Origin of the sequence: Bacillus mobilis, from assembly GCF_001884045.1 — a bacterium.
Lineage (GTDB): Bacteria > Bacillota > Bacilli > Bacillales > Bacillaceae_G > Bacillus_A > Bacillus_A mobilis.
This window is the reverse complement of the sequence record NZ_MACF01000086.1, coordinates 1-25,996: the sequence shown is the minus strand read 5'-3', so window position 1 is coordinate 25,996 and position 25,996 is coordinate 1. Positions and strand designations below refer to the sequence as shown.

Annotated in this window: 23 protein-coding genes, 1 pseudogene and 2 other annotated features; of the genes and pseudogenes, 8 read left to right on the top strand and 16 right to left on the bottom strand. The window is 37.1% G+C overall.

Translation table 11 applies throughout. The annotated features are described in order from the left end of the window. The first annotated feature begins 83 nt into the window (after positions 1-83). The 4 genes from BAQ44_RS15120 to BAQ44_RS15105 all read left to right on the top strand — a co-directional run bounded on the left by BAQ44_RS15120 (position 84) and on the right by BAQ44_RS15105 (position 6,189). Positions 84-2,003 carry a putative thiazole-containing bacteriocin maturation protein gene (locus BAQ44_RS15120; RefSeq protein WP_071722188.1) on the top strand — a complete coding sequence of 640 codons (1,920 nt, stop codon included), beginning with the start codon at positions 84-86 and terminating at the stop codon, positions 2,001-2,003. Continuing rightward, entirely contained in the window at positions 2,000-3,949 is a 1,950-nt protein-coding gene (locus tag BAQ44_RS15115; protein ID WP_071722186.1) for a TOMM precursor leader peptide-binding protein, read from the top strand. Before BAQ44_RS15120 ends, BAQ44_RS15115 begins: the two co-directional genes overlap by 4 nt. Positions 3,950-3,965: 16 nt before the next feature. Beyond that, complete coding sequence (locus BAQ44_RS15110) at positions 3,966-5,507, top strand: SagB family peptide dehydrogenase (RefSeq protein WP_071722184.1); 1,542 nt, start codon at positions 3,966-3,968, stop codon at positions 5,505-5,507. Between the two features lie 91 nt (positions 5,508-5,598). Continuing rightward, on the top strand, positions 5,599-6,189 hold the full coding sequence (locus BAQ44_RS15105) for a class I SAM-dependent methyltransferase (RefSeq protein ID WP_063260284.1): 591 nt from the start codon (positions 5,599-5,601) through the stop codon (positions 6,187-6,189). A 29-nt stretch (positions 6,190-6,218) separates the two neighbouring features. Here BAQ44_RS15105 and BAQ44_RS15100 read toward each other — a convergent pair whose 3' ends face one another. From BAQ44_RS15100 to BAQ44_RS15090, 3 genes are all read right to left on the bottom strand, one after another. Continuing rightward, entirely contained in the window at positions 6,219-6,629 is a 411-nt protein-coding gene (locus tag BAQ44_RS15100; RefSeq protein ID WP_063260283.1) for a DUF3908 family protein, read from the bottom strand. 298 nt (positions 6,630-6,927) lie between these two features. Continuing rightward, complete coding sequence (locus BAQ44_RS15095; protein WP_071722182.1) at positions 6,928-7,416, bottom strand: GNAT family N-acetyltransferase; 489 nt, start codon at positions 7,414-7,416, stop codon at positions 6,928-6,930. A gap of 100 nt (positions 7,417-7,516) precedes the next feature. After that, on the bottom strand, positions 7,517-8,851 hold the full coding sequence (locus BAQ44_RS15090) for an FAD-dependent oxidoreductase (protein WP_071722180.1): 1,335 nt from the start codon (positions 8,849-8,851) through the stop codon (positions 7,517-7,519). A gap of 199 nt (positions 8,852-9,050) precedes the next feature. Here BAQ44_RS15090 and BAQ44_RS15085 point away from each other — a divergent pair, with 199 nt between their 5' ends. After that, positions 9,051-9,482: a hypothetical protein gene (locus BAQ44_RS15085; protein WP_048526746.1), complete on the top strand. Its 432-nt coding sequence runs from the start codon at positions 9,051-9,053 to the stop codon at positions 9,480-9,482. 42 nt (positions 9,483-9,524) lie between these two features. Here BAQ44_RS15085 and BAQ44_RS15080 read toward each other — a convergent pair. After that, positions 9,525-10,762, bottom strand: a pseudogene (locus BAQ44_RS15080) (TcaA 3rd/4th domain-containing protein). Positions 10,763-10,781: 19 nt separating this feature from the next. Beyond that, positions 10,782-11,567, bottom strand: coding sequence for a zinc ribbon domain-containing protein (locus BAQ44_RS15075; protein WP_071722178.1), 786 nt, complete (start codon positions 11,565-11,567; stop codon positions 10,782-10,784). Positions 11,568-11,763: 196 nt separating this feature from the next. Between BAQ44_RS15075 and BAQ44_RS15070 the strand changes: the two genes are divergently transcribed. Then, a complete protein-coding gene (locus BAQ44_RS15070; RefSeq protein ID WP_071722176.1) occupies positions 11,764-12,597 on the top strand; it encodes a hypothetical protein in 834 nt (277 codons plus the stop codon). 14 nt (positions 12,598-12,611) lie between these two features. On the opposite strand, the gene BAQ44_RS15065 is transcribed toward BAQ44_RS15070, so the two are convergent. From BAQ44_RS15065 to trpE, 11 genes are all read right to left on the bottom strand, one after another. Continuing rightward, positions 12,612-13,805 (bottom strand): hypothetical protein, encoded by a 1,194-nt coding sequence (locus tag BAQ44_RS15065; RefSeq protein ID WP_145925750.1) that lies wholly within the window; start codon positions 13,803-13,805, stop codon positions 12,612-12,614. A gap of 120 nt (positions 13,806-13,925) precedes the next feature. Then, positions 13,926-14,609: a DUF2278 family protein gene (locus tag BAQ44_RS15060; protein ID WP_071722172.1), complete on the bottom strand. Its 684-nt coding sequence runs from the start codon at positions 14,607-14,609 to the stop codon at positions 13,926-13,928. 91 nt (positions 14,610-14,700) lie between these two features. Next, positions 14,701-16,200, bottom strand: a complete 1,500-nt coding sequence (locus BAQ44_RS15055) for an L-lactate permease (RefSeq protein WP_071722170.1) — start codon at positions 16,198-16,200, stop codon at positions 14,701-14,703. Between the two features lie 109 nt (positions 16,201-16,309). Then, complete coding sequence (locus BAQ44_RS15050; protein WP_063260273.1) at positions 16,310-16,669, bottom strand: DUF4029 domain-containing protein; 360 nt, start codon at positions 16,667-16,669, stop codon at positions 16,310-16,312. 74 nt (positions 16,670-16,743) lie between these two features. Then, positions 16,744-17,520 (bottom strand): tryptophan synthase subunit alpha, encoded by a 777-nt coding sequence (trpA, locus tag BAQ44_RS15045; protein ID WP_071722167.1) that lies wholly within the window; start codon positions 17,518-17,520, stop codon positions 16,744-16,746. Between the two features lie 3 nt (positions 17,521-17,523). Further along, positions 17,524-18,717 carry a tryptophan synthase subunit beta gene (gene trpB / locus BAQ44_RS15040; protein ID WP_071722166.1) on the bottom strand — a complete coding sequence of 398 codons (1,194 nt, stop codon included), beginning with the start codon at positions 18,715-18,717 and terminating at the stop codon, positions 17,524-17,526. Then, positions 18,714-19,328, bottom strand: a complete 615-nt coding sequence (locus BAQ44_RS15035) for a phosphoribosylanthranilate isomerase (protein ID WP_071722165.1) — start codon at positions 19,326-19,328, stop codon at positions 18,714-18,716. The genes trpB and BAQ44_RS15035 overlap by 4 nt, the downstream gene beginning before the upstream one ends. Then, on the bottom strand, positions 19,325-20,086 hold the full coding sequence (trpC, locus tag BAQ44_RS15030) for an indole-3-glycerol phosphate synthase TrpC (protein WP_071722163.1): 762 nt from the start codon (positions 20,084-20,086) through the stop codon (positions 19,325-19,327). Before trpC ends, BAQ44_RS15035 begins: the two co-directional genes overlap by 4 nt. A 1-nt stretch (position 20,087) precedes the next feature. Then, a complete protein-coding gene (gene trpD / locus BAQ44_RS15025; RefSeq protein WP_071722162.1) occupies positions 20,088-21,113 on the bottom strand; it encodes an anthranilate phosphoribosyltransferase in 1,026 nt (341 codons plus the stop codon). After that, positions 21,110-21,697 (bottom strand): aminodeoxychorismate/anthranilate synthase component II, encoded by a 588-nt coding sequence (locus BAQ44_RS15020; protein WP_071722160.1) that lies wholly within the window; start codon positions 21,695-21,697, stop codon positions 21,110-21,112. Before BAQ44_RS15020 ends, trpD begins: the two co-directional genes overlap by 4 nt. Then, positions 21,694-23,112 (bottom strand): anthranilate synthase component I, encoded by a 1,419-nt coding sequence (gene trpE / locus BAQ44_RS15015; RefSeq protein ID WP_071722158.1) that lies wholly within the window; start codon positions 23,110-23,112, stop codon positions 21,694-21,696. Before trpE ends, BAQ44_RS15020 begins: the two co-directional genes overlap by 4 nt. A 52-nt stretch (positions 23,113-23,164) precedes the next feature. Then, positions 23,165-23,409, bottom strand: a binding site (T-box leader). A gap of 42 nt (positions 23,410-23,451) precedes the next feature. After that, positions 23,452-23,689: a binding site (T-box leader), on the bottom strand. A 307-nt stretch (positions 23,690-23,996) separates the two neighbouring features. Here trpE and putP point away from each other — a divergent pair. Then, positions 23,997-25,475 (top strand): sodium/proline symporter PutP, encoded by a 1,479-nt coding sequence (gene putP, locus BAQ44_RS15005; protein ID WP_071722155.1) that lies wholly within the window; start codon positions 23,997-23,999, stop codon positions 25,473-25,475. Between the two features lie 160 nt (positions 25,476-25,635). Next, a partial coding sequence (locus tag BAQ44_RS15000) for an Ig-like domain-containing protein (RefSeq protein ID WP_071722153.1) occupies positions 25,636-25,996 on the top strand: 361 nt, incomplete at its 3' end.

Genomic DNA, 25,996 nt, shown 5'->3' with positions numbered 1-25,996 from the left:
CAGCCTTTTTTTATTGCGTTCATACGGGACAAATTTCATAACATAAGCTAATAATGTATGCTTAAAACGTAAGGAGGATTAAAATGAGTAACCTTCCAATTGATGCAAAGCTTAAAGCTAATAAGGATACTTTCTTCCTCCCCGACTCAAACGGGGGTGTCTATTTTCGAAATAACGCCAGTTCATTTCGTATGGACGGTGATGGAATTTACAACTGGATTGAAAAATTAATGCCAATGTTTGACGGTAATTACTCTTTAGCAGAAATAACCGATGGTCTCCCTCTCCCCTATCAAAATCGTGTATTTGAAATCGGAGAGATTTTATATGAAAATGGTTTCGTTCGGGATGTCAGTCAAGATGCACCTCATGAATTAAATAGCGCATTACTTGATAGATACGCTTCACAAATTGAATTTTTAGAAGCTGATTCTCATTCAGGTGCTCTAAAATTCGAAACGTACCGCGGGGCAAACGTCCTTATAATTGGTTCTGGAGATATGCTTACTTCCTTAGTTTCTTCTTTATTAGAATCAGGATTACCTACCTTTCATTACCTTGTTACAGATTATGAGGAAACAAATTACGACCGCATTCATGAGCTAGTAGAACTTGCATATGAAGTTGATGATACTGTACTTGTTCAAGAAATTGATACGACAATTGATCGTCCCCTGCATGAAGTGTTCGAGCCTTTCGACTGGATTTTGTACGTTTCTCAAAATGGAGATATTGAAGGTTTAAGAGCAGTTCACACGATTTGTAAAGAAATAGGAAAGAACTTCATACCAGCCGTATGTTTATCAGCACTTGGTATAGCTGGTCCTATCGTAACAGCTAATCATGAAGAATGCTGGGAGTCCGCATGGCACCGGCTACATGAAACGACTTTACAAAATGAACATTCATCAGCATCATTTTCACCACTTCCATCTGCAATGTTAGCAAATGTAATCGTATTTGAATTACTTAAGCATGTCGCTGATGATTCTTACCGAGAAAAAGAACCACAATTCTTTTTATTAAATTACGAAACACTCGAAGGAGCATGGCACCCTTTTATAAAACATCCTCTCGCAACTGATGAAAGTTTTACAATTGATACGATAGAAAATCTTTCTGAACAACTTGAGCATCGGTCCAACCAACATACCTCAACTGATTTATTCCGCTTTTTCGACTCATTAACTTCTAAAGAAGCTGGTTTATTCCATGTATGGGATGAACAAGATCTATATCAATTACCGTTATCACAATGCAATATTCAAGTAGCTACTCCACTATCAGATGGTCCTGCTTCCCTCCTACCTCTTATGACTTGTGGTGGTTTGACTCATAATGAAGCACGCCGAGAAGCTGGTTTAGCAGGAATTGAAACTTATGTCGCGGAAATTATGCACCGCCTTATTCCTGAACATAATGATATTGGTATTGGCGCTGGAGAAACGATGACAGAAGGTGTATACCGGGCACTACAACAACATTTAAATAATAAATTGTATGAGCGACAGTCACATATGCTAGAAGAAATTACGACGGTTGACTTAACCGAAATTCATGATACACATTGTAGATTTTATTACGATGCTCTCGCTACAATTCATGAAACACCTAAAATAGCAGTAAGTGAAGAGATTCTGAGCTTTCCAGTCGTTTGGGTCGGTATAAATGATCGATGGTACGGCGCATCTAATATTAATACAACGTTAGCGTTACGAAACGCACTACAACTATCCCTTCTTCATATCCAAAATGAAGAGACTCCATACAGAGCTAATATCTTACCGGAATCTTCTATTATTTTATATGACACGGATTCTTTTAGGTTAGAAATACAAGCAGAAGAAGAAATTCCAAGCACGCAATCTGTACAGCTTGCCTTGCAACATTTAGAAGAACATAATTTTTATCCATTTGTGTTTGATTTAGCTATTGAACCATTTTTGAAAGAAAACTTAGATGGTGTGTACGGGGTATTAATTGCAAAGGAGGACAGTCTATGACTCAAAATATATTGCTTATAGGAGATGGCTTACTTGCAAACTATGTACATGATCAACTATGCAAACAATATTCTATCATTCGTCAACATAGCCTTACAGAAGAACTCCCTGAAAATATTCATCTCGCTCTCGTACTACATGATGGCTCTCCTTCTTCTATTCATCATGATGCCGAGTTAATGTTTCGGTCGAATCATATTCCATGGCTACGTGCATTCACTTCATTTGGTGAAGGTATTATCGGCCCTTACATTCATCCTCTTGCAACTGGCTGTTCCAACTGCTCTGATGGACGCCGATTTATCGCTGGCTTTGATCAACAAGAAATGTGGGAACTACAGCGTAAATATGCGTTAAAGGCAGATAATGTCACAAGGCGTGATGTACGCGCCACCCAAAATGGTATGTTACAAATGTGCCATCTTATTCGTGCAGAAACAGAGAAAATATTAACTCATCACCATTCTTCTTTAGAAAATGAACTCATTTTACTAAACTTACAAACACTGCAATGTACGCGGCATTCTTTTCTTCCCGATCCGCTCTGCCCTGTATGTAGCAATTTGCCTGATGATACAGCAGATGCAGCAACGATTTCGTTACAACCGAGCTTAAAAACAAGCGAAGCAACGTATCGCTGTCGTTCCATTCATGAACTAAACACATTTTTAACGAGAGATTATTTAGATTACCGAGTCGGTATGTTAAACGGAAAAATGCAGCATTCTTTATTACCATTTGCTGACGTTATTATAAACATGCCATTAATGTTTGGAAATGAAGGTGTCGCAGGCCGAACTCATTCATTTGCAATAAGTGAAGCAACTGCTATTTTAGAAGGTTTAGAACGATATTGTGGTATGTCACCTCGAGGAAAAAAGACAAATGTACACGGCAGTTTTCGTGAGTTAGAGGATCATGCACTGAATCCCCTCTCACTCGGTGTACATACAAATGAACATTATAATCGTAATAGTTTTCCGTTTAAACCGTTTGACCCTGACTACGAACAAAACTGGGTATGGGGCTACTCTTTATTACAAAACCGGCCGATTTTAATTCCTGAATCAATCGCTTATTATAGCCTCGGTCATCGAGATGCTTACGTATATGAAACATCAAATGGATGTGCTATTGGTGGTAGTTTAGAAGAAGCAATTTTTCACGGCATTTTAGAAATTGTAGAGCGTGACGCCTTTTTGCTCACTTGGTATGCGGAATTACCTCTCCCCCGCCTTGATCTTAGTTCAGCAAATGATACGGAATTACAATTAATGATTCAAAGGCTGTACACGATTACTGGATATGAGTTACATGCTTTTAACGCAACGATGGAACACGGTATCCCAAGCTTATGGGTAATTGCGAAAAATACGCGTGAAAATGGAATGAACGTTGTTTGTGCAGGAGGCTCTCATTTAGACCCTGTCCGCGCTTTAAAGAGTGCCATCCATGAAATAGCAGGCATGTTACTAATTACAGACGATGAACTCGAACAAAAAAGAGAGCACTACGAAAACTGCTTACAAGATCCTTATCTAGTAAATAAAATGGAAGACCATAGTATGCTGTACGGATTGAAAAAAGCGGAAGAACGTCTTCACTTCCTTTTACGTGACGATGCACCGGTGCAAACGTTCCAAGAAATGAACGGGTTACAATCATTTGATCTAGATTTAACATCCGATCTTCATCAACTTTTAAACCGTCTAGAACAAGCTGGACTTGAAGTAATCGTTGTAGATCAAACAGTACCTCTTATAGAAAAAAACGGATTACATTGTGTAAAAGTCATTGTTCCAGGCATGCTACCGATGACGTTCGGTCACCATCTCACTCGTGTTACAGGACTAGATAGAGTATATACAGTACCGATGACACTTGGATATAGCGCTGAGCCTTTAACGAATGAACAATTAAATCCACATCCGCACCCGTTTCCATAGTAAAGGAGGGGATTCTATGCAGCTGGATACTTTTTTACATCATCTCCATTTTGCTATAGACGAAATTATGCCGAACCATGAAGTGGACTGGGAAGATGCACCACTTCCTTATAAATTATATCGAAATGTACCTGTCATCCCTCTCCCTTTAGAAATCCCATTATCTTTACCTAACTCTTCTACTACACCTACTTTGAAGGAGATTGGTCATTACCTTTGGTACTCATTTGGTTTAACACAGTTATGTCAGCTAAATAGCGAAAAAATTTTATTCCGAAGATCTATCCCTTCAGGCGGCGCTTTATATCCGAATGAATTATATATATATTTAAAGATTGACGATTATCCAGACGGTATTTACCATTACGACACTGCGCACCACCGACTTGTTTTACTTCGTGAAGGAAATTTTGATTCTTATCTTTCGGAAGCACTTGGCAATCGTTGTAACATACAGTCTTGTTTTGGCGCTGCATTCGTATCCACTATGTTTTGGAAAAACTACTTTAAATACAATAACTTTTCATATCGACTTCAAGGATTAGATAGTGGTGTTCTCATCGGACAATTACTTGCATGTGCCAAACAATTTGGTTACACAAATGGCGTATATTTTCAGTTTCTAGACCGTGCAATCAATCATTTACTCGGACTGTCAGAAGGCGAAGAAAGCGTGTATGCTGTTGTTCCTTTAAGTACAGAACCGCAAAATGATTGGTTTCACAATGGTGATCATCATAATAACACGATTACTTCTCATGAATTACTGCAGCAAATTCCGCCGTTAGCATATGAACATTTCGTTCGATCAAAGCAAGTAGATAAACATCCTATGATAACAAAAATAAATGAAGCTTCTATGATTGAATCGACAGCACACTTCCAAACACTACATCATGAAGAGCACTATCAACATCATGCGCACGCTGTACAGTTGCCGAAAGTAGATCGATTATCGTATGATTTCTTACAACTTTGTAAAGAACGATATTCCCCTGATGCTGACTTTACTTTAACGAAATGGGATGCAGCAGGGCTCGCTACTTTACTACAAGAAGCGAGCCTCTCCTTCCCTTATTACAACGACCTTGACGGTCAGTATGTAAATGAAAATGCACGAGTCTCCTTATATGGATGTTTTTATAACGTAAAAGATATAGAAAACGGCGCTTATTCTTATAACAGTAAATCGCATTCTATACAGCCACTTCGATATGGAGACCTTCGTTATCCCCTGCAATCCAGTATGACGATGGATAACGTAAATCTTTTTCAAGTACCGCTTTGCCTACATGTGGTCGGAAAGAAAGATTACTATACAAATGCATTAGGCTATAGAGGATATCGCATTCACCAAATGGAAGCTGGTATACTCGTTCATAAACTCGTTTTTACAGCGACCGCGATGGGGATGGGCGGGCATCCATTACTAAGTTTTGATACAAATTCATGTGATCAATTATACAGGATAGATACTGGAAATGAAACGTCTCTCATTCAAATTCCTGTCGGGGCCTATCGAGCGCGGAATTGGTTAAAAGGGGATTTACGTAATTAGAAGCACGCCGGTGAACGGCGTGCTTTTTTAAAGGACTTAATTTATAAAAAGCGAAATGAGTATATATTCTTACATAAAAGGAGAGCTTAACTTGAGTATTTTACAACGATTAATCCAGCAAGCAAAAAATCCTCGCGGAACAATTGGTTCTTCCATGCTTTGTATTATGAACAGTGCACATACGAGGCTAACAAATTGGGCTTTACAAAAAATACATATACAGACAGATGCAGTCGTATTAGATATCGGCTGTGGCGGAGGTAAAACAATACATACTCTTTCAAAACGAATTCCGTTTGGGAAAATATATGGAATTGATTACTCCGATCAAGCTGTAAAAAATTCTATACAGACGAATATAAAAGATGTTCAAAACCAAAAAGTCATTGTTCAACAAGCCAGTGTCTCTTCTATTCCCTATCATACGAACTTCTTCAATCTCATAACCGCTTTTCAAACACACTACTTTTGGCCTGATGTGGAACAAGATATAAACGAAGTATTTCGCGTCTTACAACCGAACGGATCCTTTTTATTAGTGGCTGAAACTTTCAAAATTCAATATCATATGGAGAAATGTAATACGACTGAAGAATTAATAAACCTATTTTATAAAACAGGATTTACAAGCGTAAAATGTTTCGAAGAAAGAGGATGCCTTTGTGTAATAGGAAACAAGTAAAAAGCAGACCCTTTGAGGTCTGCTTTTTACTAGATTAATTTAAAAATACTCTTAATTTGTCGCGCAAATAACCAATTTTTCGTACCGTAGTTATCATTTAAACTATCTAAATTGATAGATTGTCCGTTAGCAAACTTTAATTGTAACGTTGTATTTTTGTCATTTGTTTTTAAGTTGCTATTTGTAATCGCATCATACTTTAATTTTTCAATTTCAACATACTCATCTTTTTCTTGTCCGATTACGACATGGTCTTGGAAGAAGAACAATACTTCTACTTTCTTACCGAAACAAAATACGTTTTTCGTATAAATTAATGTCGCATTATCAAGTCCGATGCATACTTCTTTCATCTCTTCCACAACATGTCCAAAGTCTTCTTCTTGTCTTGCGTTTGATTCAGCAATCCATTCTTCGATTGTTTTCATATTAATTGCCATACTGTGCCCCCTGGTTCGTTCATTGCTTTATTTAAAAATAAATACTATATGAAAATATAAGCGATACGTACTATGTTTTCAAGGGTGAACGGTATATTCGCAATAAAGTGAAACTTTAATCAGTGGGGGTTTTGTTCATCCCCCACTGATTATTAGCCTTCACCAATCGGACGTTAGCGGACAGCCCGACTCCCACCTAACTTCTTTGCTCCAACTGAATTTTGAGGTGGGAGTTTTACTGTCCGTTAAGCGGGATAAAGTTAAATTTCAAAGTAATATACTAGGAGCATCGATTTCATTATATTTTAAACGTTTGAACGAGACATTCTTCATCATCGATTAACTGTTTTTCCTCATCAAATTCGATGTTTAACTCCCTATATACTTTCTTCCAAAAAGAAACTGCTGGTACATTTTTCACAAGTTCGATAACGAAATATTGTCCTCTTTTCTCTTTTAATACATTCTCAATAACTTGTTTACCGATTCCTTTTCCCTTGTACTGATTCAATATGAAAATGTCATTTATGCCAAAGTCGTTTTCCTTCTTCAAAAACGGGCGTTCCAGTAGTAATAAAAATCCTACAATATCATTGTCACTTTTAATAAAATACGGAGTGATTCCGTCATTTTCCCAAAACATATGCAAATCTTCGTATTCAAAAAATCCATTTGTCCCAATCGTTATATTAGGAGTGAATGTAGAGAGGTCATGAAGATATAGTGCGTACAAATTACGTAATATTTCTTTTTCTGATTCTTGAACTGTTTGAAGTGTTACAAACATTTTTAATGATCCCCTTCCCTATATGTAACTGTTTCTCCCTCTTTATTATTCGCTAAAAAAGTTTACCTACCTTTGCAAAAAAAATAGCACTTAAAAAGTGCTATTCCGCTCTCCTTGCCGCTTGCTGAATTGGATCCCAAACGCTGTTATATGGTGGTGCGTAACTTAAGTCGACATCTTCTAAATCGTGAATGTTCATGTTATTGAAAAGTGCCATTGCGATTACATCAATTCGTTTATCTACACCTTCTTCTCCAATTACTTGTCCGCCTAATAATTGTTTCGTGTCAGAGCGATATAGTAATTTCAAATAAAGTGGTTTCGCATTTGGATAATAACCCGCCATATTTGTTGAATCTATATTAACCGTCTTATACGGGATGTTTAGCCCTTTCGCTTCTTTTTCATTTAATCCTGTTCTTGCGAGCGTCAAATCCATAAATTTAATAATCCCTGTACCTAACGTACCTTTAAAGGCTCTTCGTTTATCCAGCATATTTAGTCCAGCAAGTCGTCCTTGTTTATTCGCAGTCGTTCCGAGCGGGATATGATCATGAATTTCCTTTATAACGTGGTAATGCGTCGCACAATCACCAGCTGCATATACGTCCTGCACATTCGTTTGCATATATGCATTTACTTCAATTGCCCCTTTATGATTTGTACGTATATTTGTTCCTTCAAGAAAATGAGTATTTGGCTTCACTCCAACCGACACTAAAACAAGATCTGCTTTATACGTTCCTTTGTCCGTTTCAATTTGTTCCACTCTTTCATTTCCTTTAAATGCTTTTACATTTTCATTCGTTAAAATTTCAATATGATGTTTATCCGCTTCTTTATGTATATACTCAGCCATATCTGCATCATAAATCGTACCGATATGATCATTTCTCTCAATCATTCTTACTTTCTTACCAAGTTCGACGAATGTTTCTGCCATCTCCAGTCCTATCGCACCGCCGCCAATAATGGTCACATCCTCAACTTTATTCGTTTCTAACGTTTTTAATATGCGCTCAGCATCCGGAATTGTTTTTAAAAGATGAATGCCTTGCATATCTCGACCTTCCCATTCTGGCATAACAGGACGCACTCCAGTCGCAATTAATAATCGATCATACGGAAATTCAAAAACATCTTTCGTCTTCGTATGCTCTGCGTATACCATTTTCTTTTCTGTATCTACTTTCGTTACTTCATGTCGTACTTTCGCATCAATTCCGTATTTATCACGAAACGTCTTTACATTACGCGCGACTAATTTTTCCGTTGAAGCGATAGCACCACTAATGACATACGGTAAACCACACTGCGCGTACGAATAAATTTCACCTTTTTCTAACGTTACAACATTTGCATTTTCATCGTTTCTAACAATTTGCATCGCTGCACTCATACCAGCTGCATCTCCGCCAATAATGACATAGTTCACTTTACCACTCCTTCTGTTTTACATACTCTTTACGTTTTCCATATTTTATAGAAATAACACCTACTTCCATTGTAAAGAAAGAGAATTTCATCTTCAAATTTGGTGCACAAACCTATACCTTACTAGGTAGCCGTTGTGTCTTATAAACAACATGTTTAATATGCTATAACAGTTACTATTGAAAGTAGGTGAAACATACATGTGCGCCGGCCTTCTCGCCCAACTTCCAGATGAACCGCAAGAACCAAAAGAACCGAAACCCGCCCTCTCACTTGACCAAGAATTTTCCATTAATGCAACAATATACAGCGCTCGTGCTTGGTTATCTAACGATGATACTTTTGCGCAAGATATTTGGAAAGCTACCCAATTCGCTTCAGCATCACATGCTGGCAAATCCATCTTTCCAGTCGGTTCCGTTAAAATTTTGAACTTTTCTGACGATACAATAACTGTTACTGCTTCGCCAGATTCAGATCATGCGCTCAAAATAGTCGTCCCCCCCCATTCCGAGGCAGCTCTAACGTCTGGCCCTTTATCACATATACAAGCTAGTACATCAGGAGGATCAAGTAAAGTCACATTTCTCTTTCATATCTTTTTCTCAAGGGATCCTGGTTCAGATAAATAACCATAAAAAGGTACAGCTATGCACTGTACCTTTTTCACGTGTTTATTCTCTTGATTTGATGAGTTCAACGTTATAAGTTTCAATATCTGTTAGCTTTCCTGTAAAATATGGATTTTCTCTATACCAAGACTGTTTTGAAAAGTACGCTTGTATATCTTTCGTTTGAAACATATGTCCATGCCTTGCGTATATTTCGTTTCTAGCAATTTTCAACTGTTCTTTCGATAAATATGTTAAGTCTGCACTCGTTAGTTTTCGAATATCACTATCCGGGAAGATGAAACCATTATATACATACCGAGTCGTGGGCGGAGGAGTAACATTATAAACAACTGTTTTTTCTGTACTTTTCTTTTGGAATGGAAGATTATAAGAAGGACGTGCCGTTACCGTTTCTACCTTCGTCGTTTCCCTTCCATTTTCTCCATTTCGTTCTAAATAAATCGTCGCACTTCCATCAGTTGCTACCGGTCCCCACGTAATTTCTTCTCCGGTCAGCGCTGTGACTGGTTTTTGATTCACGTACAAAGTTGCACCAGGTGCATTCGTTTGCACTGTAATATATTGCCCTTGCAACGTTAAATCTATCGTTACGTTATTTTGACCTTGTTTCATAAGTACAACCTTTTCTTCACGTGATAGTTTTACATAATCATTTTTATATTCTGATTGAAATACTTGAGTCCCTGGAAGAAACGGTCCATATTGCTTCTCAGACTTTTTATCATCTGTTTTATCAATTTCTTTTCCGTTCATTTTTAAAGATGTACCTTTTTTACTTGAAAGTAAAGTCTTATAGTACGTCTTCGCTTTCAATTTATACCGATCAAATAAAAAGAAATACTTCCCGTCTTTCGTTAACGAAAAATCTGCTCTTTCGGTTCCGTCCCCTCGTTTTTCACCTTGCCTCAAATAGTCTTTCAATTCATTCACGTAAGATGGGTTTTCTTTTATATACGAAAATAGTGGCATTAAACTCTCTCTCTCGTTACAATAACTGATGGATCATCTGCCGTGACGATTTCAGCTAACTTCTTCCCGTCCCGCTCTTGTACAATAGTAATCATCCGGTCTACTTGCGCAACCTGCGTATAATACGACGATCCATATACATACAAACCGACAATCACTATAACAAGTAGTACTAAAAGCGTAATGCCGACTTTTGTACCGCTGCTCATTTTCTTCTCTATTACAGGGTTCTCCCTCTTCCTACCACAGTTTTGACAAAATTGCACACCGTCTTCAAACTGAGTCCCACACTTTGTACATACATTCATCCATTCAACCACCTTTTCTTTAGAGGCCAGTTAATCCCTGAGTAATGGTTTGAATTATCGTGCTAATGTAAGACCAAAGTACAATGAATGTTGCGATTCCAATTAAAACATTTGCGATAATAAGTGTGTACACAAGATCTAATCCGCCATTGTCTAATTTTAATATAGCAACCGTTATACTAATCCCTATATAAGTTGTAGCTACAGATAGTAATATCGGTAAGAAAAAGATTAATAGAAAACTAAAAAGAAATGTAAGAACTAATATAGCGATAGCCGGCGTTGCTATCGTTCCCCATACGCCGAATACTTCAAGAAATGAAAAAGAAGATTTCATCATCTTACCACTTACAAAAATAATAAATCCGACAAATAAAGTTAAAATTAATAAAAATAAAAAGACCGTTACAGAGTCCAAAAAGAATGTAGGAGTAGGTATATCTGGTGCAAATGTTTTCGTAACGGTTGCTGCAGCACTCATCATTCTATAAAAAATACATGCACCTAAAAGACAAATAAGAACAAGACTTACAATTCCATTTCGTACTTCAACCTTGCCGCTTTTCATAATCGCTGTCGGTGCTTTGAAAGCATGTTTAAAGAACTGAAAATAGCCACTCGCAAACCGCTTCGCTTGCTCTACCGTTTCATTTGGTCGAGTTTCCTTTACTTGTGCTACGCGTGCTTGTTGCTCATCTTCTTCCTGTGCACCACTCGCTACTACTTCCTCCGTCAACGAATGTCCACAATTCCCGCAAAACTTTGCCTCTGCTGCATTTTCCGTCTGACACGCCGGACATTTCATTCTCTCATCCCTCCTTGAGCATATACCATATAGGGTGTTACAAATTCAATATATGACTTTGGACATAAAACATGACTACAAGAAAAAGATTATGAAATCCTTCTTTCAAAAGAAAATATATATGCTAGCAATCTTGAAAAATAATGCTATTATGAAACAGAACAAATAACATTCTTAACAGATTGGATGACTGGAAATGGAATTGGTAAACTCAATTTTTCAAATACTCCTTACAAGCGTAATCCAATTATTTTCTTTAATTGGCGTTATCATTGTAATTGGATTTCTATTAGGCTATTTGGAATCTCTCACACGCATGTATTGGTCGAGAGCTTTCGGAAGAAAAGGATTCCTTTTAACTGCGTGGATTGGTGTTCCGATTCACGAACTTGGACATGCCATTATGTGTGTACTATTTCGTCATAAAATTGTAGCAACGCAGTTTTTCCCAACAGATACAAGTCAAGGTGCTTTAGGCTACGTACAACATCAATACAATCAAAAAAGTGTATATCAACGAATTGGGAACTTCTTCATTGGAATCGGTCCTATTATTTCCGGTATCACTGCATTAATCCTTCTAATGCGCTATTTCGTACCAAATTCATATTTCTTATTTAATACAACTCTCGAAAAAACAATTGCTTCTACTTCTATTAATATAGAAATGATTCAAAACATGCTCTTGTCGACGTTCGTATTATTGAAAAGCTTATTTACACTGAATAACTTATTGAATCCTTCCTTTTGGCTATTTTTATTTATCGCCATTTGTATTTCTGCACATATCGCTTTAAGCAAACCAGATATTAAAGGATCAATAGACGGCGTTATCGTCATGTTTATCGTGTTATTTTTATTCAACATAATCGCAGGACTGTTTCAGTTCGACAGTAACCAGCTCATTGGCAAAGTGATGAAGTATAATATGTACCTCATTGCGTTTTCTAGTGTTGCACTGCTGTTCTCTTGCCTTTCTACACTTGTTAGTTTTGGGTTTTATAAAATAAGAGGAGGGCGTTCGTTTTGAACGCCCTCTTCTTATTAATTCGAACCTATAATGATATCCTTTGTTTTTATAATCATTAATTTTCTATCGGTTGTTGATATGTAATATGTATCATTTCGGTTAGAAATGATAGTCCCCTCTATACGTTTTGTTTCTTGTCCCCATGTATATTCTATTTTTTGATAACCATTTGTTTTCATAATGGAATGCATATAATCCCCTCCTTTTATTAAATAATAAGGAAGAAATACACCTAAAATAAGAAATACTGCTAATATATATAAAAAAGCTGTAATTGGCTTTTCAATCAATAAAACCCCTTCACTTCTTTTACTCTTCTGTTGTTTAAATTTAGCTCGAAATTTTAAAAATAATATATATATAACTAGTAAACCTATTAATATCATTATTGTAGTAATAAGATTCTCTATCATTTTACAAGCTAATATTAGCACTAGTGGAAAACCCGCAATACACCATAAAAATATCTTCAACCAAAGTAATTTCTTTTTATTCCCAATGGATTTTACAACGATAGCTAGTGGTACCCCTATAATAAATATAAAAATAACAAAACCAGGAATCAACACTTTCTCTAACCACATTAAATTGTATTTTTGTGCAATAAAAAATAAATTAAAATATAAAGAAATACAATATATAACAGCTAGAATAGCCAGTTTAACTTCTTTAACCCAAACATAATAGTATATGATTGTAAACAGCATAAAAAATGGGAGTATCCAAAATAATAACACTTTAGAATAGTTTGCTAAGGTTACACTATCTGCCAAAAAGCCTACAAGAGCTAAATTTACTAATCCCACTGCTATTATAATTAAAACCCACGAATTTAAAGTTGGCTTTTCAATAAGTAGTGAAATTAAGAATAAAACTATAATTCCAATTAAAACAATATAAAAAAACCCTACCGAGAAAGCTACCTTATTATCAATTGGGACAAAATTTACTGCTACTGATAATAACGATTGATCTTTTTCACCACCAAAATAATATCCCCATAAGAACAGATATCCAGTAATGTACGCAACTGTTGATGTTATTAAAACGATTATTATAGATATGATACGCTTACCAAGAAATCCTACCGTTATAAAAGGAACATTCTTTTTTAAAAATTCTTTTGTCATTTGCAACATCTCTAAATACCTAGTTTTATCCAACGAAAAATCTCCTCCTAGCATTTTATTTTTAAATAAATATAACATTATATTAAAATATAATAATTAAAAATTCAAATTATCTCCCCTTATTATTTAATAATGCAAATTAACAGCAAATTGTATTCTAATCAGAAGAGCTAGTTCATTACGAACTAGCTCTTCCCCTCAATTATTTCTCTTATAATCACAATGCTCAACCGGAACACGAGCATGTCCCTCTTCATCCGTACACCATGATTGCGACTGGAAGGCAAGAAAGATACCGATCCATTCTTCTTCCTTTTCGAAGTGGATGAGTATTCCTCCGTCTTGCCATATACCATTATCACCTTTCCATTTCTCTACATTTCCTTGATTCATATGAATATCGTGTATACCGTTTCCTGGTTCGAAATGAAAGTAAGAATCAGGTGTATTTTCTTCTGGTCCCCATCTTTCACCGAATGCGTATATAATTGCTTTTTCTTCTATCGCTCGTTTTATATACCGTTCTATTTTTTCATTTAAGTCATTATCAACACCTGCTTTTTCAGCAGGTAAAGGAATCATTTGCTTGGAATCAAATACATTACCTCTTACGTAGTCTAAAGCTACTTTCGGTTCATTGTTTTTTATTTCTGTAAAACCAAATGGTAATGTCGGTAAAATATGAATCGCCTCTGACCGAATATCATTACTCGCAAAATATAAAACTTCTGACGGATAACTTTGCGACTTTACGTTAATTGCAATACGGTAATTTGCTTCTGCTTCGCCTTGTAAATGAACTTGATAATGAGGAGTTTTCCCTTTTCCGATCTTAGATTGTATAACGGTGCCTTTTAACACGCCGTAATTTTTTAAGGGCATACATTTCATCTCCTATTTATTTAGTAGAAGCTTTACATACTTAAGGCATTATCCATATAAAAAGAAAATCCTCCTTTCTCAGGAGGATTTCTTATTTTCTCAACATATACCAAACAATAACCTCCACCACTACAAGCAACACCGCACCAAAGATCATTAACGTCGTCTTCTTTAATAGTTCATTTTCACGATACGGGATGTTACATAAGTAAGCGCCAAGTGTAATCCTTGACGGGCAAGCGATTGTCGCTACCGATGATGCGGTGTTTTGCAATGTTGTGACGTATTGCCACGGAAGTGCTACGTTTTGCGCCGTTTGCATTTGTAGTTTTATAAACATCGCATTTGATCCTGCGTTACTACCTGTTAAAAAGCCACCGATTCCACCGATAAACGGAGCAACGAAAACGAAAAATGTACCGAATGTTTCACCAGCTGTTTTTGCCAGTAATGAATGCATGCCAGATGCACCCATTAGTTCTGAAATAGCGATAAACATCGTCGTCGTAATTGCAAATGGAATCCATTGCTTTATCGTTTGCGAGAGTGATTGTTTAATAATATGAGATGGAATGCGGAAGAAAATAATAGTAAATAAGCAAGTCATACCGAGCCAAAATCCTGGTGAATATAGTAGCTCTAGCTTGTAAGAGTATGATTTCAAATCAAGAACGGCATATGATCTGAACAAGTCATGTAAAGCAGGAACGAGGCGAGAAAGTAAAATACAAACTGTTAGGAATAGATAAGGGCTAATAATTTTTATGATAGATACTTCTCTTTCCGTTGCCGCAGCATGTTCTGTCATTACATTTTGCTCACTTTTTCCTTTTAATTTAATGATAAGAAAGCCAAATGTAATTGTAACGATAGAACTTAATATACCTGCTAGTTCAACACTTACGTATGCGTTAGAAAGATAGATTCCGAGAGAGAATAATAGAAAGAAACCGAATCCTTCTTTCCACTTTTCCATAACGGCCTGCCAGCCACCAACAACATGTAAAGAAAGAATGACGAAATAAGCAAACATCGGGATGCTTATTAGTGCCGTATTTGTGCCAAGTGTTGTAAGCGGCATATTTATAAGCTGCGAACCGATAATCGTACCAGTCGCCATCGCGCCCCATGAACTAGCTAGTAAACCAATAAATGAAAGTAGTACAGCTTGAAACGGTTTATAGCCTAATGATAGAAAGATAGGTGCTGCAACCATGAAACCAATTCCGAATCCACTTACTGATTCGATTAGCGGACAAATACCAAAACACATAAGAAGCATTTGTAATAAACGATCGCGCGTCACTTCTTCTAAAAAACGCGCTACTTGATCGATGTACCCCATTTTGTTCATGAGGTGAAATAAAAAAATACCGAAAAACAACACGTACCCGACAATAAAACAAATTAACCAACCTTTAATCGTTGCGTGCACAGTTTCACTTATCCCTAGTTGAAACGTTGGCGAGAGTAAAACGATTCCAACAGACACAACGTAAGCAATTAAAGAGGACCGTAATGACGTTTGTTTAAATAAAAATAAACAAATGAAAATCATCATAATTGGGATAAGTGCCAACAATATGGCCATGTTATCATCTCTTTTCATTAAAAATACAATTTTTAACTATTATATAACAGATGTCATAATTTTCAATTGTTTTTACAACAGATTTAAAAAAGGAGCCAAATGACTCCTTTCACTCCCATTTTCTTTTATCCTGAAAAACGCTCTGCTGTCCGACTATTTTGTCTAACACAACAAACACAATATAAACACATATTACTTGCAATACAACATTTCCAAATTTCATTAATTCAAATGAATGGATCCAGAGAAATAATTCATTTAATAATACAATCGAAACGATACTAAATAGTTCTATACTAATCGAAAATATACATATTTCTAAAATAGATTGCTCTTGAATGCGATTTAAGCTGGAAAAGATGAATACATATCCTAAAAATAGAGCCATCAACTCTATTTTTGTCATGCTAATGAGCCAAGCGTATAGTGGTACAGTTAAAAGAAGATATAGTAGTTTTCGTCTTAGCATGCTTTCTCACCCTCTAAATTATATGTATTTTCTGTATATTTTAACATTTTTTACGCAAAACAAAAAGAAGAGACTTATGCCTCTTCTTTTTGTTTTGTTGCCTGTATTAATTCACATATTTCTTCTCGCTTTTCATTTTCTAACAGCTCAATGACTTTACTTCCAACGACAACTCCATCACATATTGTAATCATTTCTTCTACATGTTCCTTTGTTGAAATACCGAACCCTGCCACGACCGGTAAATGTGTATGGGATTTTACTTTTTCTAAGTAACTATGAATCTCACCTTTAAAGTTTTGACGTACTCCTGTTACGCCCGCTACTGTAACGGCGTAGACGAATCCTTCTGATTCACTCGTAATTTTTTCGATTCGCTCAATTGGGCTCGTTACTGTAACGAGTGGAATTAGCGCAATGTTTGCCTCTCTAAGTAACGGGGCAATAATATTTTGTTCTTCATACGGTAAATCCGGAACAATCATACCGTCTACCCCTGCTTCTATACAGTTTTCGATGAATCGTTCTTTTCCGAATGCGAGTACTGGATTTAAATATGTCATGAGTACGAATGGAATTTGTACTTCTTTCCTTACCTCTATTAATGCTTGAAAAATGCCTTTTACTGTTACACCGCTATCTAGCGCTCGTTTCCCTGCTCTTTGAATCGTTGGACCGTCTGCGACTGGATCTGAAAACGGAATACCGATTTCAACGATGCTTGCTCCTGCTTCGTCTAAAAAACAAATTCTTTCTTTTAATTTTTCAAGGCCACCATCTCCGCCCATTACGTACGGAATAAATGCTTTCTTACCATTTTCAAACGCTGCTGTAATTTTTTCTACTCCCATTTTTTACACCTCTTCCATATAACGTTTTATACTCTCTACATCTTTATCACCGCGGCCAGATAAACAAATGACAAGTCCTTCTTCTTTCTTCATTTGTGGCGCTAATTTTAATGCATATGCGACAGCGTGCGAGCTTTCTAAAGCCGGAATAATCCCTTCTTTTTTCGTTAACAATTGAAATGCTTCTAACGCTTCATCATCAGTAATGGAGTGATAAGAAACACGGCCAATATCTTTTAGCAAGCTATGTTCTGGGCCAACACCCGGGTAATCAAGTCCTGCTGAAATAGAATGCGCTTCTTGAATTTGTCCTTCTTCATTTTGCAGAAGGTACATCATCGATCCGTGTAAAACACCAACGCTTCCTTTCGTTAAAGTTGCTGCGTGCTTTTCTGTATGAACGCCTTTTCCAGCTGCTTCTACGCCGTAAAGAGCGACTTCTTCATCGTGTACGAACGGATAAAACATGCCCATCGCATTACTACCACCGCCAATACAGGCAACGACTGCTTCTGGCAATTTCCCTTCTAACGCTTCATATTGTTTTTTCGTTTCATTTCCAATTACGCTTTGGAAATCACGGACAATTTGCGGGAATGGATGTGGCCCGAGAACAGATCCCATAATATAGTGCGTATCATGCACATGTGAAACCCAGTAACGAAGCGCCTCGTTCACCGCATCTTTTAATGTGCCGCTACCTGCTGCTACACTTTCTACTTTCGCTCCGAGTAATTCCATTCGGAACACATTTAATTTTTGACGTCTCACATCTTCTTCTCCCATAAAGATGATGCATTCTAATCCGAGTAGGGCACATACAGTAGCGGTCGCCACTCCGTGTTGTCCAGCCCCTGTTTCAGCGACAACTTTTTTCTTGCCCATTCGTACTGCAAGTAGTGCCTGACCGATTGTATTGTTAATTTTATGAGCTCCTGTATGGTTCAAATCTTCACGTTTTAAATAAATCTTTGCACCGCCGCAATACTTCGTCATATTTTCAGCGAAATAAAGCGGTGTTTCTCTTCCGACGTACGTTGTTAAATAATGATTTAATTCCTTTTGAAACGCTTCATCTTGCACCGCTTCTTTATATGCTTCTTCTAGTTCTAATACAGATTGCATTAACGTTTCTGGAACGTATCGTCCTCCGTATATACCGTAGTGACCTTTTTCATCTGGATATGCGTAGTTCATTTGGAACACTCCTTCGCTTTTATGATAAATTGTTTTATTTTCTTTAGATCTTTCTTTCCTTCTGTCTCTACTCCGCTACTTACATCGACCATGTACGGCTGAATAGTTCGAATCGCTTCTTCTATATTAAGAGCGTTTAATCCACCAGCTAATATCGTTTTCTCCCGCAACTCTTTTGGCATATGCGCAAGTAGTGCCCATGAAAATTTCTTTCCATTTCCTCCGTGAAACTTTTCTTTCGGGCTATCAAACAATATATAATCCGTTTCATATGCTTGAGCGTTTTTCATATCGTCTTCTGAAGTTACTCCGAGCGACTTTATAGACGGAATATTCAATCTTCTAATTTGATGATTCTCTTCATCCCCATGTAGTTGCACATGCGTTAACCCGCATTCATCTGCAATTTTCTGGATCTCTTCTACTGATTCATTTACGAAAACACCGATTTTTAATATGTCCGCCGGAATCTCCTGAATGATTTCTTTCGCTAGCCCCGGGGTAATTTTCCGCTTACTTTCTGCAAAAACAAATCCGAGTGCATCAGCTCCGTATTCACAAGCACGTTTTGCTGTTTCAACATCAGTGATGCCGCAAATTTTCACTTTCATATATTCACCTTACAATCTTCAAAAAAGGTACGAATAGAAGATGATGTCATAAGTGCTTCTCCAACTAATACACCTTTCGCTCCAGCTCGTTTGACGCGAATAATATCTTCTTTTGAATGAATCCCGCTTTCACTAATCCAAAGTAATTTCTCCTCGTTTAATCGTTTTCCAAGCTTTTCTGTTTGGCTTAAATCGACTTCGAATGTTTTTAAATTACGGTTGTTAATACCGATAACGTGCGGGTTTAATTGGATCGCAATTTCTAATTCCTGTTCATCATGAACTTCAACAATTGCTTCTAATCCTTTTTCTAGTACGTAGCTGTACAACTCTTTTAACTTCTCTTTCGTTAACGCCGCTACGATTAGTAAAATAATATCTGCACCAGCTTCATACGCTCTATCAATTTGAATCGTATCGATTATGAAATCTTTGCATAAAAGCGGAATGTTACTTTCTGCTCTTGCCGTTTGTAAATCATGAAACGACCCTTTAAAAAATTGACCCTCTGTTAAAACAGAAACTGCTCCTGCGCCGCAGTCATCATATGTTTTTACTTGTTTTCGTACATCAACGTGTAAATTGATATCTCCTTTTGATGGTGATGCTCGCTTTACTTCTGCAATGACAGTAAACTGCTGTAATGCTTCTACAAGTGAATGTGTCTTTCTACTTTCTTTTAATGGTGTATATGTTTCATATAATGTCGCAACTTCCTTTTTCTTTTGGTCTACAATTTTGTCTAAAATCGTCCCCACTTTAATTCACCCTTTCTAATTTTTCATGACTTGCTGCAATTAATAAGTTTAGTTTGGCTAATGCTTTTCCTGAGTCAATACTATGTGCCGCTAGTGTAATTCCTTCTTCAATCGTTTCTGCTTTTCCATTTGCGAAAAGAGCTAGACCTGTATTGAATAAAACAGTATCGCGGTAAACACTCTTTTCTCCGCTTAACACCCCGAGCGTAATCTTTGCATTTTCTTTCGAATCTCCGCCTCTAATCTCTTCGTTTTTCACTATTGAGAAACCATATTTCTCAGGTTCAATACTCGTTTCTACTATTTCATTATCTTTTAAAATGACAACATGATTTTCTCCTTGCAATGATGCTTCATCTAAAAATCCACTTCCATTTACGACAAGTGCTTGTTTTCTTCCTAGTTTCTGTAATACTTGCGCAACTGGTAGTAACATATCTCGTTTATAAATGCCGACAAATTGTGTTTCTAAATTCACCGGATTTGTTAAAGGACCAATTAAGTTAAAAATCGTCGGCACATTTAATTCTTTTCTTATTTTCATAATGCGCCTTAATGCTGGATGCATCGCTGGTGCGAATAAAAATGCGATCCCGACATGCTCTAATAAATAATCAATTTCGTTTGGCGTACTGCTAATATTTACACCGAGTTCTTCTAATAAATCTGCACTTCCTGTTTTACTAGAAACAGCTCGGTTACCGTGTTTTGCAACTTTTACGCCAGCTCCTGCTAGTACAAATGCCGATGTTGTACTAATATTAAATGTTTGGGCACCGTCACCACCTGTCCCGCAATTGTCCATCGCTCCTTGTATATGGTTCGAAAACGGTAATGCCTTTTCACGAAGAGCTCGAACGAGGCCGTATATTTCTCCTGCCGTTTCGCCTTTCGCTTTCAGTAAGACTAAGAACGCTGCAATTTCACTTTCCAATATGTTTTCATTTAATAAAAGAAGCCCTGCTCTATACATTTCCTCTTCTGTTAAATGTTGTCCCTCCACTAATTTACGAAGATAGTTATTCATACTCTTTCCTCCTCTTTCACTTCGCCTAAAAAGGCACGTATTAACTTTCCGCCTTCTTCTGTTGCGATTGATTCCGGATGAAACTGTAATCCAAATAGCGGATAATAATTGTGACGAACTGCCATAATTTCTCCGTCATCCATCGCTGTCGCTAGTATGTCAAAACACTGTGGCAAATTCGTTTGCGCTGCAACAAGGGAATGGTAGCGCATCGCTGTTAACGGCTGGGTAACGTATGAAAAAATTGACGTTCCGTTATGTTTCACACGAGAGGTTTTTCCGTGTTTAATGCGATCCGCTCGAACAATTTCTCCTCCAAATGCTGATATAATCGCCTGATGGCCAAGGCAAATACCTAATATGGGAACGTTCTTATAAAAATGACGAATCACTTCGATACAAATACCAGCATCCTCTGGTTTTCCTGGTCCTGGTGAAAGCACAATTCCTGTTGGATTCATCCCTTCTAACTGTTCTATCGTTATTTGATCATTCCTTACGACAACAATATCTTCTTCATATTCACCTAACAGTTGATACAAGTTATATGTGAATGAATCATAATTATCAATTAGTACAATCATTTCATTACCTCCAATAGTGCTCTCGCTTTATTTAACGTTTCTTCATATTCAGCTACTGGGTCTGAATCATAAACAATTCCCGCTCCTGCCTGAACGTATGCTTTCTCATCCTTGACGACCATCGTTCGAATCGCAAGCGCCATATCAAGATTCCCTGAAAAACTAACGTATCCAACTGCACCCGCGTACACATTTCTTTTTTCATTCTCTAGCCCATTTATAATTTCCATCGCTCTAATTTTCGGAGCGCCTGACACTGTTCCTGCTGGTAGACAATACGCTAATGCATCAAATCCACTCATCGGTTTTCGCAATGTTCCGTAAACTTCAGATACAATGTGCATGACGTGGGAGTATTTCTCTACTTTCATATATTTATCTATCGTAACTGAGCCAATTTCACTCACTCTTCCTATATCATTTCTTCCAAGATCCACAAGCATCATATGCTCCGCTCGTTCTTTCTCATTTTCTAACAGTTCTTTTTCAATTTCCGCATCTTCCTGCTTCGTTTTCCCTCTCGGCCTCGTACCCGCAATTGGGTTCGTCATCACTTTATCCTCTCTTACCGATAACAAACTTTCCGGCGAAGAACCGAGTACAACATAATCTTGAAAATCGATATAGAACATATATGGTGACGGATTTGCAATTCGAAGTTTTCGGTATAAGGCGAAAGGATCACCAATACATTCACTTTGCAAACGCTGAGATAATACGACTTGGAATATGTCTCCGGCTCGAATGTATTCTTTCGCCGTTTCTACCATCGCGCAAAATTCTTTTTCTGTTATAGAAGAAGTGAATGATAATGTTGATCTTATTTCAGTTACTTCCGCTTCTTCTCCCCTCAGCACTTCCTCTTTGTATACTTGCAATCTTTCATATACTTCTTCATAAGAAGGAGAATCGTCTTCCCTGCATACATATACAAAGGATAATTTTTGGCGTAAGTGATCATACACGATAAACTCACGGTACAGTAAAAGGTGTACCTCTGGAATATTTAATGGATCGTGTAAATCTGCGCCAATGTTTTCATACTGCCGAATGACGTCATAGCCAATATAACCAACTGCTCCTCCGCAAAACGGGAATGGACTGTCTACTTGAGCTGACCGGGTTTCTTTTTCTAAAACTTGTAGTACGTTACCTTGCAGCTTTTCTGCCCGGCCGTAAATCGTTCGTTCTACTTCCGTACCAACACTTTTCACTTCGCCATATGGATTACAACCTAAGTAAGAATAGCGTCCTTTATCTTGATGAAGCTGGGAGCTTTCTAATAAAAACTTTTTCTTTCCCTTCATACGTCTATATAAAGAAATTGGCGTAATGCTATCTCCTTCTTCTTCGGTAATTACTAAAAATGTTTTTTCTTCTCTTTTTCGTTTCATAAATTCTTCTTTCGTCATCATGTCCTTCACCTCACCCTGAAAAATAAAAAAGTCCTCTACATATCGAAAATATGTAGAGGACGATAAATTTACCGTGGTACCACCTCATGTTGGACACAAAAGCATCCCGCTTTGTTCAGGTACAAAATATATACCTTATCCTTGTAACGGCGGAACCCGGGTTGCCTACTGAAAATAATTGTTCAGCCTACCTCTCGTAAGCCCATTCCGTATATGGCACCGCACCGGGCTCCCACCTATCCCCGGCTCTCTGTAACGTCTCCAATATACGTACTCTTCTTACTTCAACGATTTCATTTATTTAATTTTTTGTACACAAAAAGGGAGTACTCATCCTATAGAAAGGACGGGTACTCCCGTGGTGCCACCTTAATTCGTTACAAATGTAACGCACTTTACCGTATCAAAAACAATACGTGTCTCTTGTATCGATGAGATCATGTCGCCAAAGCCTACTTCTTTCGTTTCGGTTTGGAAGCTCCGAAGCCCATTCCACATCAATCCCATACTGATTCGCACCAACCATCAGCTCTCTGACATGTTCATCATGTGTACTCTTCTTCATCAACGCTTGCATTTTTTTAAGTTGCACTCATTATAGACCTAACTTTTTTCATAAGTCAATACTTTTAAAAGAATTTTATTTTTCTCTTCTTTCAATATTATATTGACAAAACAACCTCTTTTTATGTAAATATAATAAATACTCTATTAAAAATAAGGTTTTTTGCATGAATATTATATATTAAAAAAGTAAAATGATGTCAAAAAAACGCTTACATTTCTGAAAATTCGTATTTCTGTATGGATTTTTCAGAATAATCATGATAGATTATAAATATGCATAACGCATCAATAGACATGACAAAAGGAAGGGGAACTTCATGAGTACGCAGATGTTAACTTTAACTTCTATCTCTATTTACATGCTCGGGATGTTAGTAATTGGCTATTTCGCCTATAAACGAACGTCCAACTTAACAGATTATATGCTTGGCGGGCGTACACTAGGCCCCGCAGTAACAGCATTAAGTGCTGGAGCATCCGATATGAGTGGTTGGCTTTTAATGGGATTACCCGGTGCAATGTTTAGCGTTGGATTAAGTAGTAGTTGGATTGCGATCGGCCTAACACTAGGCGCATACGCAAACTGGCTTTATGTCGCTCCTCGCTTACGTACCTACTCTGAAATTGCAAACAACTCTATTACTATCCCAGAATTTTTGGAACACCGCTTCCAAGACAAATCTCACATGCTACGCTTAGTATCCGGACTTGTTATTATGATTTTCTTTACTTTTTATGTAGCTTCAGGATTAGTTTCAGGCGCTGTATTATTTGAAAATTCATTTGGTATGAACTACCACGTTGGATTATTCATTGTTGCAGGCGTTGTTGTCGCTTACACATTATTTGGTGGTTTCTTAGCAGTAAGTTGGACAGACTTCGTGCAAGGAATCATTATGGTAGTTGCTCTTATTCTTGTTCCTATCGTAACAATTATGAATTCGAACGGACTTGGACCTGCATTTGATACAATTCAAGCTGTAGATCCAACACGTTTAGATATTTTTAAAGGTGCCTCTACCTTAGGGATTATTTCTTTATTTGCATGGGGCCTTGGTTATGTTGGACAACCTCATATTATCGTACGCTTTATGGCGATTTCTTCTGTAAAAGAGATTAAAAGCGCACGAAGAATTGGTATGAGCTGGATGATTTTCTCTGTTGTCGGAGCTATGTTTACTGGCCTGATCGGTATTGCTTACTACTCACAACAAGAGTTAACATTATCTAACCCAGAAACAATTTTCCTTGAGCTTGGAAAGATTTTATTCCATCCACTTATTACTGGATTTTTATTAGCAGCTATTTTAGCAGCTATTATGAGTACAATTTCATCTCAATTACTTGTTACTTCTAGTGCTATAACAGAAGATTTATATCGTACATTCTTTAAACGTTCTGCTTCTGATAAAGAACTTGTATTCGTCGGTCGTATGGCTGTACTTGTTATTGCATTAGTTGGGTGCGCTTTAGCGTTTAAACAAAATGATACGATTTTAGCTCTTGTTGGATACGCTTGGGCTGGATTTGGTTCTTCATTCGGACCTGCTATTTTATTAAGCTTATATTGGAAACGTATGACGAAGTGGGGCGCACTTGCTGGTATGATTTCTGGTGCCGCTACAGTAATTATTTGGACTCAATTCGAATTCTTAAAAGAATTCTTATATGAAATGATTCCTGGTTTCACTATTAGTTTACTAGTAATCGTAATTGTTAGTTTACTAACACAACCTTCAAAAGAAGTTGAAGAGCAATTTGAGGATTTCGAAAAACAACATAGTCATAATCTATAAAGGAACAGCTCTGCTATCGTAACAGCAGAGCTTTCTTTATATCAAAGTTCGACAATCTTCTGCTCGAATTTAACAATTTCTTTATGTTTCGTTAAATTAAACATAACACTACTCCTTTATAGTAGTACTATCAGCACTTATACAGAAAGGGGACTCCAACATGTTAGCAGCTTTCCAGCAACAACAAACACGAAAATTTTCACCTATCACAAATACTTCTGCGTCTTGTTTAAACATACAACCTAATCCACCCAAAATTACAATTGCTCCTTCTGTTATTTCAGTCATTGGTGTTCATATGGAAAAAAATAAGTTGAAAGTAAGAACTGGACAAAGCACTGAGTTATCAGCTTCTGTTTTGCCAGTGCAAGCAACGAATACAGAACTTATTTGGACAAATATGAATGCTGATGTTATCACAATGTATCCAAAAGGTGATACGGTAACAATTACTGGAAAAAGTGCCGGAAGAGCAGTCGTAATTGTCACAACTGCTGAAGGAAAGTTCCGTGACCTATGCA

Excerpts from the sequence above, each read along its gene's own strand:
- BAQ44_RS15035 (WP_071722165.1), bottom strand. The coding sequence starts at position 19,328 with ATGAAAGTGAAAATTTGCGGCATCACTGATGTTGAAACAGCAAAACGT.
- BAQ44_RS15020 (WP_071722160.1), bottom strand. The coding sequence starts at position 21,697 with ATGATTGTACTAATTGATAATTATGATTCATTCACATATAACTTGTAT.
- BAQ44_RS15050 (WP_063260273.1), bottom strand. The coding sequence starts at position 16,669 with ATGCTAAGACGAAAACTACTATATCTTCTTTTAACTGTACCACTATAC.
- BAQ44_RS15095 (WP_071722182.1), bottom strand. The coding sequence starts at position 7,416 with ATGTTTGTAACACTTCAAACAGTTCAAGAATCAGAAAAAGAAATATTA.
- BAQ44_RS15115 (WP_071722186.1), top strand. The coding sequence starts at position 2,000 with ATGACTCAAAATATATTGCTTATAGGAGATGGCTTACTTGCAAACTAT.
- BAQ44_RS15100 (WP_063260283.1), bottom strand. The coding sequence starts at position 6,629 with ATGGCAATTAATATGAAAACAATCGAAGAATGGATTGCTGAATCAAAC.
- BAQ44_RS15065 (WP_145925750.1), bottom strand. The coding sequence starts at position 13,805 with ATGTTATATTTATTTAAAAATAAAATGCTAGGAGGAGATTTTTCGTTG.
- BAQ44_RS15110 (WP_071722184.1), top strand. The coding sequence starts at position 3,966 with ATGCAGCTGGATACTTTTTTACATCATCTCCATTTTGCTATAGACGAA.
- putP (WP_071722155.1), top strand. The coding sequence starts at position 23,997 with ATGAGTACGCAGATGTTAACTTTAACTTCTATCTCTATTTACATGCTC.
- BAQ44_RS15075 (WP_071722178.1), bottom strand. The coding sequence starts at position 11,567 with ATGAAATGTCCGGCGTGTCAGACGGAAAATGCAGCAGAGGCAAAGTTT.
- trpA (WP_071722167.1), bottom strand. The coding sequence starts at position 17,520 with ATGGGAGTAGAAAAAATTACAGCAGCGTTTGAAAATGGTAAGAAAGCA.
- trpB (WP_071722166.1), bottom strand. The coding sequence starts at position 18,717 with ATGAACTACGCATATCCAGATGAAAAAGGTCACTACGGTATATACGGA.
- BAQ44_RS15120 (WP_071722188.1), top strand. The coding sequence starts at position 84 with ATGAGTAACCTTCCAATTGATGCAAAGCTTAAAGCTAATAAGGATACT.
- BAQ44_RS15085 (WP_048526746.1), top strand. The coding sequence starts at position 9,051 with ATGTGCGCCGGCCTTCTCGCCCAACTTCCAGATGAACCGCAAGAACCA.
- trpD (WP_071722162.1), bottom strand. The coding sequence starts at position 21,113 with ATGAATAACTATCTTCGTAAATTAGTGGAGGGACAACATTTAACAGAA.
- BAQ44_RS15055 (WP_071722170.1), bottom strand. The coding sequence starts at position 16,200 with ATGGCCATATTGTTGGCACTTATCCCAATTATGATGATTTTCATTTGT.
- trpE (WP_071722158.1), bottom strand. The coding sequence starts at position 23,112 with ATGATGACGAAAGAAGAATTTATGAAACGAAAAAGAGAAGAAAAAACA.
- BAQ44_RS15070 (WP_071722176.1), top strand. The coding sequence starts at position 11,764 with ATGGAATTGGTAAACTCAATTTTTCAAATACTCCTTACAAGCGTAATC.
- BAQ44_RS15060 (WP_071722172.1), bottom strand. The coding sequence starts at position 14,609 with ATGCCCTTAAAAAATTACGGCGTGTTAAAAGGCACCGTTATACAATCT.